This window comes from Nocardioides sp., from assembly GCF_035547795.1.
Lineage (GTDB): Bacteria > Actinomycetota > Actinomycetes > Propionibacteriales > Nocardioidaceae > Nocardioides.
In genome coordinates, this window is sequence record NZ_DASZUF010000013.1 from 1 (window position 1) to 1662 (window position 1662).

The 1662-nt window shown below is 71.4% G+C and carries 2 protein-coding genes; one reads left to right on the forward strand and one right to left on the reverse strand.

Going from position 1 to position 1662, the window contains the following annotated elements; genetic code table 11:
• Positions 1–673 (forward strand): RNA polymerase sigma factor (locus VHA72_RS00960; RefSeq protein ID WP_325572571.1); only part of this gene is annotated, 673 nt, incomplete at its 5' end.
• 18 nt (positions 674–691) lie between these two features.
• Here VHA72_RS00960 and VHA72_RS00965 read toward each other — a convergent pair.
• A complete protein-coding gene (locus VHA72_RS00965; protein ID WP_325572572.1) occupies positions 692–1519 on the reverse strand; it encodes an EamA family transporter in 828 nt (275 codons plus the stop codon).
• Positions 1520–1662 lie beyond the last annotated feature (143 nt).

Below are 1662 nucleotides of genomic sequence, written 5' to 3' on the forward strand. Positions count from 1 at the left end.
CCTCGCCAAGCGCTACACCGGCCGCGGCATGCTCTTCTTGGACCTGATCCAGGAGGGCAACCTCGGTCTGATCCGCGCGGTCGAGAAGTTCGACTACACCAAGGGCTACAAGTTCTCCACCTACGCGACCTGGTGGATCCGGCAGGCGATCACCCGCGCGATGGCCGACCAGGCCCGCACCATCCGCATCCCGGTGCACATGGTCGAGGTCATCAACAAGCTGGCTCGCGTCCAGCGCCAGATGCTCCAGGACCTGGGTCGCGAGCCCACCCCGGAGGAGCTCGCCAAGGAGCTCGACATGACCCCGGAGAAGGTCATCGAGGTGCAGAAGTACGGCCGTGAGCCGATCTCGCTGCACACCCCGCTCGGTGAGGACGGCGACTCCGAGTTCGGCGACCTGATCGAGGACTCCGAGGCGATCGTCCCGGCCGACGCGGTGTCGTTCACCCTGCTCCAGGAGCAGCTGCACGCCGTCCTCGACACGCTCTCCGAGCGCGAGGCGGGCGTGGTGAGCATGCGCTTCGGTCTCACCGACGGTCAGCCCAAGACCCTCGACGAGATCGGCAAGGTGTACGGCGTCACCCGCGAGCGCATCCGCCAGATCGAGTCCAAGACGATGTCGAAGCTGCGCCACCCCAGCCGCAGCCAGGTGCTGCGCGACTACCTCGACTGATCCGACAACGACGTCGGGTCAGCCGCCGGCGACCAGCGCGACGGCCACCGCACACAACCCCAGGCCGAGCGCCTGGGCCCGATGGATCCGCTCACGCAGCACCGTCGCGGCCAGCAGCACCGTCGCGGCGGGATAGAGCGCCGCGATCACCGCGGTCACTGTCAGATAGCCGTGCCGGGTCGCGTCGAGGAACACGCCGAGCGCGGCGGCCGCCAGCATCCCGGCCACGGCGGCGAGCGCTGCCTGCGGCTTGCCGGGCAGCCATGCGCTGCGTGCGACCGTGGCGCCACCGACGAGCAGGACGGCCGCGACCAGTTGGTTGACCGCCAGCGGCCACAGTCCCGATCCGGCGGGCACCTGGGCGATCGCGGCGAAGCTGACCCCGAAGCCGACCCCGGCGAGGGCGCCGTCGAGGGCACCGGCCGACCCGCCGCCTCCCGACGTACGCGCCACCAGGTAGATGGCCGGCAGGGCGAGCACGATCCCGAGCCACACCAGGGCCGCCGGGCGCTCGCCGCCGGCAAACCCGACGAGGACGGGTACGACGGCCGAGCCGACGCCCGAGATCGGGGCGACGACCCCCATCCGCCCGGCCGCCAGGCCGCGGTAGAGGAACGCGGTGCCCAGTCCGCTGCCGGCGCCGGCCAGGCACGCCCAGCCGGCCGACGCGGCGGTGAGTCCTGGGTCGCCACCGAGCAGTGCCACCACGGCGACCGAGGCCGCGCCACCGAGCTGGGCGCACAACGCCACCGTCCACGGCGGCACGCGTGCGGAGAGCACCCCACCGACGAAGTCGGAGGTGCCGTAGCAGAGGGCGGAGAGCAGCGCGAGCAGGACGGCCGTCACGGCGCACACCCTTTCACGTGCCAGTGCGCCGCCAGTGGGGTAGTTCGGGGAGAAACGGTCTATTACTGACCGGTAAACCGACCGCTTCTCCCCGAACTACCCCGGCAAGCGGTCAAATGCGCCGCGGCCCCGGGACCAGGTCC